We start from the raw sequence: 7,358 nt of genomic DNA on the forward strand, positions 1-7,358 counted from the left end.
CTTGGCGCCGCGCCCGCGTGATATTGGCAGGCCGCCGATACAGCGGCAGCGGGACACACCTGCCCAGCGGGGGCGATCCGCGCAGGCGAGGAGGATGGCGTGACCAGATCGTTCGACGGCCAGCCCGATGGTCAGGGCCCGCGGGGCGCCGACCCGAAACAGGACCAGCTCGACCGTGATGCCCGGGTCTCCCATGAGGCAAGTCGGCTCACCACCGACCAGGGCGTACGCGTCGATCACACCGACGATTCCCTCAGCGCGGGTAGCCGGGGCCCGACGCTCATGGAGGACTTCCACCTACGAGAGAAGATCACCCGCTTCGACCACGAACGCATCCCGGAGCGGGTCGTGCACGCCCGAGGGGCCGGCGCCTACGGGTACTTCGTCACCTCCGACTCGCTGGCGGACGTGACCCGGGCCCATTTCCTCGGGGACGTCGGTCGGCGGACGCCGGTCTTCGTGCGGTTCTCCACCGTCGCGGGGTCGCGAGGATCCGCTGACACCGTCCGAGACGTCCGCGGATTCGCCACGAAATTTTATACCGAGGAAGGAAACTTCGACCTGGTCGGCAACAACATGCCGGTCTTCTTCATCCAGGACGRCATCAAGTTCCCCGACTTCGTGCATGCGGTGAAGCCGGAGCCACACAACGAGATCCCGCAGGCGTCGTCCGCCCACAACACGTTGTGGGACTTCGTCGGCAATGTCCCCGAGTCAATGCACATGATGATGTGGCTCATGTCGGACCGGGCGTTGCCGCGCAGCTACCGGACGATGCAGGGATTCGGGGTCCACACCTTCCGGCTCGTGGCGGCCGACGGGCGAGGAACCTTCGTGAAGTTCCACTGGCGGCCGGCGCTCGGGACCCATTCGCTGGTCTGGGACGAGACCCAGAAGATCGCGGGGAAGGATCCCGACTTCAACCGGCGGGACCTGTGGGAGGCGATCGAGACCGGGCAGTACCCGGAGTACGAGCTGTGCGTGCAGCTGGTACGGGAGGAGGACGAGCACGCGTTCGACTTCGATCTCCTGGACGCGACGAAAATCATCCCGGAGGAGCAGGTGCCGCTGCGCGTCGTGGGGCGCATGGTCCTCGACCGGAACCCGGACAACTTCTTCGCCGAGACCGAGCAGGTGGCCTTCCACCTCGGAAACGTCGTCCCGGGTATCGACTTCACCAACGACCCGCTCCTGCAGGCCCGGTTGTTCTCCTACCTCGACACCCAGCTCATCCGGCTGGGYGGCCCCAACTTCAGCCAGCTGCCGGTCAACCGGCCGGTGGTGCCCGTCCACAACGACCAGCGCGACGGTTACGRCCAGCACCGCATCGACGTGGGGCGCACCTCGTACTTCCCGAACAGCATCTCCGGCGGCTGCCCGGCGCTGGCGTCTGCCGGGGAAGGCGCGTACACCCACTACGCGGAGCGGGTCGACGGGCAGAAGATCCGGGAGCGCAGTGAGAGCTTCAAGGACTTCTACAGCCAGGCGACGCTGTTCTGGAACAGCATGAGCGGCTGGGAGCGGCACCACATCGTCGCGGCCTTCCAGTTCGAGCTTGGCAAGGTCGACTACCCGGTGATCCAGCAGCGGGTCCTCGAACACCTCGCCCACGTGGATCACGATCTCGCCACCGGGGTGGCCGCGGGCCTCGGGCTCGAACCGCCGGCGGTCCAGGCCACCAACCACGGCCGCAGCTCGCCGGCGTTGAGCCAGGCCAACCAGCCCAGGACCTCCCGTGGCAGGAAGATCGCCGTCCTGTCCGCCGACGGTGCCGAGGGGCCGACGTTGCGGCGGCTGCGTGAACTGCTGGGCGGGCAGGGGATCGTCACCGAGGTGATCGCTCCACACGGCGGAACGATCACCACGGCGTCCGGCGAAGACCTTCCGGTGGACCGGAACCTGGTGACCATGGCGTCCGTGCTGTACGACGCCGTACTCGTCGCTGACGGCACAGCCGCGACGGACGCCCTGATCGCCAACGGCGAAGCCATCCACTATGTCAGCGAGGCATTCAAGCACGGCAAGGCAGTCGGCGCCTTCGGAGAAGGCATCCGGCTGCTGCAGCGCGCTGACCTGCCCGGCGCACGGGTCGGCGCGCCGGGCGACGGGCCCGTCGTGGACCTGGGGGTCGTCACCCTGGCGGGCTCCGGAAGTGTGCCGCTGGGCTCTGAGCTGGAGGCATTCGCCGGGACATTCAGCCAGGCCGTCGCCGCTCACCGCCACTTCGACCGCCAGGTGGACCTCGTTCCCGCCTGACCGGAGTCAAAGGTCAGGCAGGCCCGCCATGGGCCTGCCTGACAGACACCGTCTGGCGACCCCGCTCCGAACGAACCATCCGAACAGGTGGCTGCCCGCCTGTCTTCCTCGTCGCCCGCCGCCCACCCGCCGATTCCGGACGAGGTGGGGCGGGCGGACGGACGGGCGGGCACGGTCTCGTCAGTTCTACCTGCCTTGACCTGGCGACGGGACCCTCGCCACCGGCTCGTGGGCGTGGGAGTCGTGCTCACGGATCCCGATGGCCTGACCGGCGGTGAGGACAGTGGTGAGTGCCTCGGTGTCGTCGGTCGCCGTAGGGTCGGTGATCCAGGTGACTCCGGCGATGGTGTACGTGTCGGGGGTAAAGAACGCGTGTCCGTGGCGGGCGAGTTCGCGGATGCGGTGGCTTACCCGGCTGTCTCGGGTGTAGGCGCCGAAGGTGATCGGCCGCGCCATCCAGTCGACCACCCGGTACCCCGTCTTGCGGGCGTGCTCGAGGAGGCCGATGGGATCGGAGATCGAGGAGACGAGCAGCAGGACGGCGTCGAAGCCGGCGGAGAGTATCCGCCGGGAGACGTCGGCGCCGGAGTCGCCGCCCCACAGCTCCGGTGCGTGGCCGGGAGCTGGGAGGTAGGGCGGGTTGGCGACGGCACACCGCTCGGGTCCGTCGCGTACGCCGTCGAAGAAGTCGCCGTGGACGATCTGGTAGTTCGTCAGTCCCGCCTTTTCGACAACGCGGGCAGCGACCCCGCTGGAGGGGCCGTCGCGCTCGAAACCGCGGACCGGGATGGCTGACTCCTGGTGTCGCAGCGCCTCCACCATCGGAATGCCGGTGCCGGCGCCCAGTTCCACCACGCCGTTCGCCAGGGTCGGTCGCAGCCTGGTGTTCCCCAGGAGGTTCTCCAGGCAGGCCGCGTAGAACCCCGACTCGACCGGATCAAAGAAGGGCAATGATCGCTCCTGACATCGAAGCGGGCCACCGCTGGCCCCCTTCGAACGCCGCGCGCCGTCGCGCGGAGCCGACTCGCGAAATACCCACGACACCCGCGCCCACACGGGTCACCTTGATGTGGGTCGAGTCGCGAGGCGTGGCGGCCACACCTCGCTGCGGGCGCATGAGAACGCCGGGCCGGCACCCGCCCCGGCCTGAGCGTTCACGCGCCATCAAGCAGGTGGCCGGCGAAGTCGCGCCGCGGCTCTGTGGGTCGGTCGTAACGGGTCGCGAGGATTTATCGGGATCGGCCGGAGTGGCAGGGAGCTTCGATCAGGGCCGGCGCCAGTCGTCGGAGCCGAGGTGCGACCCCGCCTGCGGCCCCATCTGGAGCGTTCCACCGTCGGCGACATACGAGCTGCCGGTCACGTAGGAGGCCGCTGGGCTAGCCAGGAACGCCACTACCGCCGCGATCTCGCGGGCGTCACCTGGCCGGCCGAGCGGCACGCCGGGGCGGCGCTGGGTCCTCGGGTCGATGTCGGTCTGGCCAGTCATCGGCGTCGCTATCTCACCCGGCGCGACCGCGTTCACGGTGATGCCATGCTCGGCGAGCTCGATCGCCATCGTCCTGGTGAGCAGACCCAGGCCGCCCTTGGCTGCGCAGTAGGCGGCGGAGCCGACCCGCGGCTGGTGCTCGTGGACGCTGGTGATGTTGATGATGCGACCGCCCCGGCCTTCTTCGATCATGTGGCGGGCGGCGCGCTGCCCACAGACGAACGGGCCCTCCAGGTCGACCTGGAGGACCTCCCGGAGCTTGTCGTATTCGGTCTCGACGAAGAGCGTCGCCGATCCGGTGCCGGCGCTGTTGACCAGGACGTCGATCCGGCCGAGGGCGTCGACGAGGCCGTCGATGACATCGCCGGCGCGGGGCAGCTCGGTCAGGTTTAGGTGGGCGATGTGCGCGGTACCGCCGAGGTCCTGCACCTCGTCCGCGGTCGTCTTGGCACCCTGCGCGTCCGACGAGTAGGTGATGCCGACATTGAAGCCGTCGCGGGCCAGCGCCACGGCGCAGGCACGTCCGATTCCCGAGTCGGAGCCGGTCACGATGGCGGCTGGAGTATCAGGGGTCATGAGCCGGTCGCTACCCGGTCCGCTCCTGCTAACGCGGGGCCGCGCGGTGCGCGGCTCAGCGGTGTAGGGCCGCGGCCACCGAGCAACCGCCCAGACACGGACCCTGGGGCCGACAGAGCAATCGTGGTTGTGCCCGGATCCTGGGCTCGCTGAGGCGTATCGGCCCAGATACCCGGGTAGGCGGCCTTCGTGACAGCATCCACGTCCTTGGGGCAAGGACCTGACGACACCGGAGGCGATTGGCGGCGGCGAGTCGCGGGTGGACATCGAGGGTTCGGGATGGTCGCGCTGTGTTGGGCCATCGCCACGGCTGTGCTGGCCGGGTGCGGGCCCGGCGACGAGCGGAACGCGGCCACCGCTACCACGCGGTCCTTCTACGACGCGCTGAACCACGGCGACGGGCCTGCCGCCTGTGCGATGTTGACCGAACAGGCCCGCGGCGCGCTTGAGGCGGCGAGCGGCCGATCGTGCCAGCAGGCACTCCCTGATCTCGATCTCAAGGGCGGAATTTTCCGTTCGAGCGAGGTATGGGGAACTGAGGCTCGCGTGGTCCTCGACACCGAGACGGTGTTCCTGGCTCACTTCCMATCCGGCTGGCAGATCAGCGCCACCGGGTGCCAACCAGCGCCCGACCGCTACGACTGCACGGTGGAGGGCTGATCATGCGAGTCGTGTTCGTCGTAACGSTGGTCGTACTGCTGGCAGGCGTTACCTACTTCAGCCTGCTGGGATTGCTGCACAGATGAGGCCGATGCGGACCTTCCTTCGGGACAACGGCCTGACACTGTTCTTCGGCGCCGTGTTCCTGCTGGCGCTGGCGGGTCAGGCGCTGACCGGCCACACCGACTTCAACAACCAACAGGAACTCAACGGGGCCCCGACCGTGGCGCTGGGTAGTTATCTGACCTCCTCCCATTTCGCCGTCGATGTGGCCGAGAACTGGCAGTCGGAGTACCTGCAGTTCTTCCTCTACATTTTCGTGACCGTCTGGCTGGTGCAACGCGGCTCCAACGAGTCCAAGCCGCTCGACGACCGCGGCACGGAGTCCGACGAACAGCAGCACGTCGGCGCGCACGCCACAGCCCGCTCGCCGGGACCAGTACGGGCCRGCCGGTTCTGGGCTGGGCTGTACTCCCGGTCCCTCGGGCTGGCAATGGGCACGGTCTTCGGTCTGTCATGGCTCGCCCAGTCAATCGCGGGCCGAGCGGCGTACAACGCGGACCATCTCTCCCAGCATGCCCCCACCGTCAGCTGGACCGGCTACGTCAGCTCCGCCGACTTCTGGAACCGCACCTTCCAGAACTGGCAGTCGGAATTCCTCGCCGTCGCCTCCATGGCAGCATTGTCCATCTACCTACGACAACGCGGCTCACCCGAGTCCAAGCCCGTCGGCACCCCGCACGACGTGACCGGCGCCGAAGGATAACCCTCCACGAGGACTCGCCCGCTCCGTCCCGCCCGAGGAACGATCCGACCTCGAAGTCCGCCCTTCACCGTCTTCCGAGCCAGTCCGAGCCGGATCCGACTCCCCACCAGGCTGATGCCGTGCCCTGTCAACGTGAGGGTGGGCCCGCGGCGGGTCAACGTGTGGGTCCGCAGCGCGTCCTTGGGGCCCGGCGGGGTCAGGTGCTGGTCGTCGGGGAGGTGTCGAGGGCGCGGACGAGGTCCGAGAGGGCCGCGATCGCGGCCGCCAGCCGAATGTCGTCACGACTGCCCTCGAACTGATGGCGGGTGACCGAGGTGCCCGCCTCGGAGCCGATCGAGACGAAGACCTCGCCGACGGGATGCCTTGCCTGCTCGCCCGGCCCAGCAACGCCGGTGACGCCGATGCCGTAGTCCGCCGAGAGTCGTTCGCGGACTCCGGCCGCGAGCCGCTCGGCGACCACGGGGTGGACAGGACCGTGGCGCTCGATGTCGGCCTGGGGCACTCCAGCGGCCGTATGCTTGAGATCGGTGGCATACACCACAAGGCCCCCTCTGAACGTGGCGTTGGTCCCGGGCGCGGCGGTGAGAACCACGCTGACCAGGCCGCCTGTGAGGGACTCGGCCACCGCGACCGTCCGCCCCGCGTCGACCAACCTCCCATGGGCGAGATCAGCCAACCGAAGCGCCTCCTTCCACGTCGTGGCGTGYGGACCAGGGCCAGGTTCGGTTGTCCCGTCGGCATGATCGTTGGTGGCCCCGTTCCGCGCCACGTCGTGGACGCCGCCGTGCCGCTCAGATCGTCGCCCGCTCGATCGAGCGTCCTGCCGCATGGCGCCTCCATTCCATCCACATGTACTGTTGCCTCCGCTCCTCCCCGGCTGATCTCGAGGCTATGGGCCGAAGATCATGAAGTATCGCGGCTCCATATACCGGTTGCGGCTGATCAGGCCCCGCGCTGGTGAGATGACGACGAGCGCCAGGCCCGGGCAGGTTGGCGACGGCGACCACGCTCGGTGGCGGTCGAGACATCCCCCAAGTCTCCCGGGGCAATCATTCGCCATCCAGATGGCCGCTACCGAAGCACGGCGGCCGAGGCGCTGAAGGCGACGTCCGGCGTGCGCCACGCGCGTGGTCGTGGTTGGTTGCCCGRTCATGCAGCCGCTGGGTGCCTCGTCCGGCGCGCCGGCTGTGGAGTCGTCCAGGCCGGGACGACCAGAGGCGGTCACTGGCGTCCGGCTGGGTAATGACCGGGTATGGATCAGTCACGTGCGCCCATCCTTGAGGGTCTGAGCGACTACCACCGGCTCGGTCGGTACGGCTTCACTCCGCCGGGGCACCGGCAGGGTCGAGGCGTCGACTCCCGGACCCTCGCCGTGCTTGGCGAGGAGCCGTTCCGCGCCGACCTGCTGTCCACCAGCGGTCTGGATGACCGCAGGACCCGCGRGCAGATGCTAGTGCAGCCGCGCGTAAATCTTGCTGGTCTGGTTGGTGGTCATTTGGTCCAGGCGGTGGGGTCGCCGGCGTAGAGCCCGCAGGCGCAGTCGAGTGCCTGTTCGGGGGTGGCGGTGGGCTGCCCGTCCGGTAGGTAGGAGTCCTCGTAGGCGCCGCGGCTGTC

General features: G+C 68.7%; 6 protein-coding genes. 3 read left to right on the plus strand and 3 right to left on the minus strand.

Annotated elements, in window-relative coordinates:
* The first annotated feature begins 99 nt into the window (after positions 1 to 99).
* Positions 100 to 2,256, plus strand: a complete 2,157-nt coding sequence (locus BL253_RS32905; protein WP_076821356.1) for a catalase — start codon at positions 100 to 102, stop codon at positions 2,254 to 2,256.
* Positions 2,257 to 2,442: 186 nt separating this feature from the next.
* On the opposite strand, the gene BL253_RS32910 is transcribed toward BL253_RS32905, so the two are convergent.
* Both BL253_RS32910 and BL253_RS32915 read right to left on the minus strand, forming a co-directional pair.
* Positions 2,443 to 3,207 (minus strand): class I SAM-dependent methyltransferase, encoded by a 765-nt coding sequence (locus BL253_RS32910; protein ID WP_076821358.1) that lies wholly within the window; start codon positions 3,205 to 3,207, stop codon positions 2,443 to 2,445.
* Between the two features lie 313 nt (positions 3,208 to 3,520).
* Positions 3,521 to 4,318 (minus strand): SDR family oxidoreductase, encoded by a 798-nt coding sequence (locus BL253_RS32915; RefSeq protein WP_076821360.1) that lies wholly within the window; start codon positions 4,316 to 4,318, stop codon positions 3,521 to 3,523.
* A gap of 279 nt (positions 4,319 to 4,597) precedes the next feature.
* Here BL253_RS32915 and BL253_RS32920 point away from each other — a divergent pair, with 279 nt between their 5' ends.
* Positions 4,598 to 4,978 (plus strand): hypothetical protein, encoded by a 381-nt coding sequence (locus tag BL253_RS32920; RefSeq protein WP_076821362.1) that lies wholly within the window; start codon positions 4,598 to 4,600, stop codon positions 4,976 to 4,978.
* 91 nt (positions 4,979 to 5,069) lie between these two features.
* Positions 5,070 to 5,744, plus strand: coding sequence for a DUF6766 family protein (locus tag BL253_RS32925; RefSeq protein WP_096336138.1), 675 nt, complete (start codon positions 5,070 to 5,072; stop codon positions 5,742 to 5,744).
* Positions 5,745 to 5,940: 196 nt separating this feature from the next.
* On the opposite strand, the gene BL253_RS32930 is transcribed toward BL253_RS32925, so the two are convergent.
* Entirely contained in the window at positions 5,941 to 6,420 is a 480-nt protein-coding gene (locus BL253_RS32930) for a CinA family protein (protein WP_076821377.1), read from the minus strand.
* Positions 6,421 to 7,358: the final 938 nt, after the last annotated feature.

The organism is Pseudofrankia asymbiotica, from assembly GCF_001983105.1.
Taxonomy (GTDB): Bacteria; Actinomycetota; Actinomycetes; order Frankiales; family Frankiaceae; genus Pseudofrankia; species Pseudofrankia asymbiotica.

Bases quoted from the DNA above. Each gene is read 5' to 3' on its own strand.
- BL253_RS32915 (WP_076821360.1), bottom strand. From the start codon at position 4,318: ATGACCCCTGATACTCCAGCCGCCATCGTGACCGGCTCCGACTCGGGA.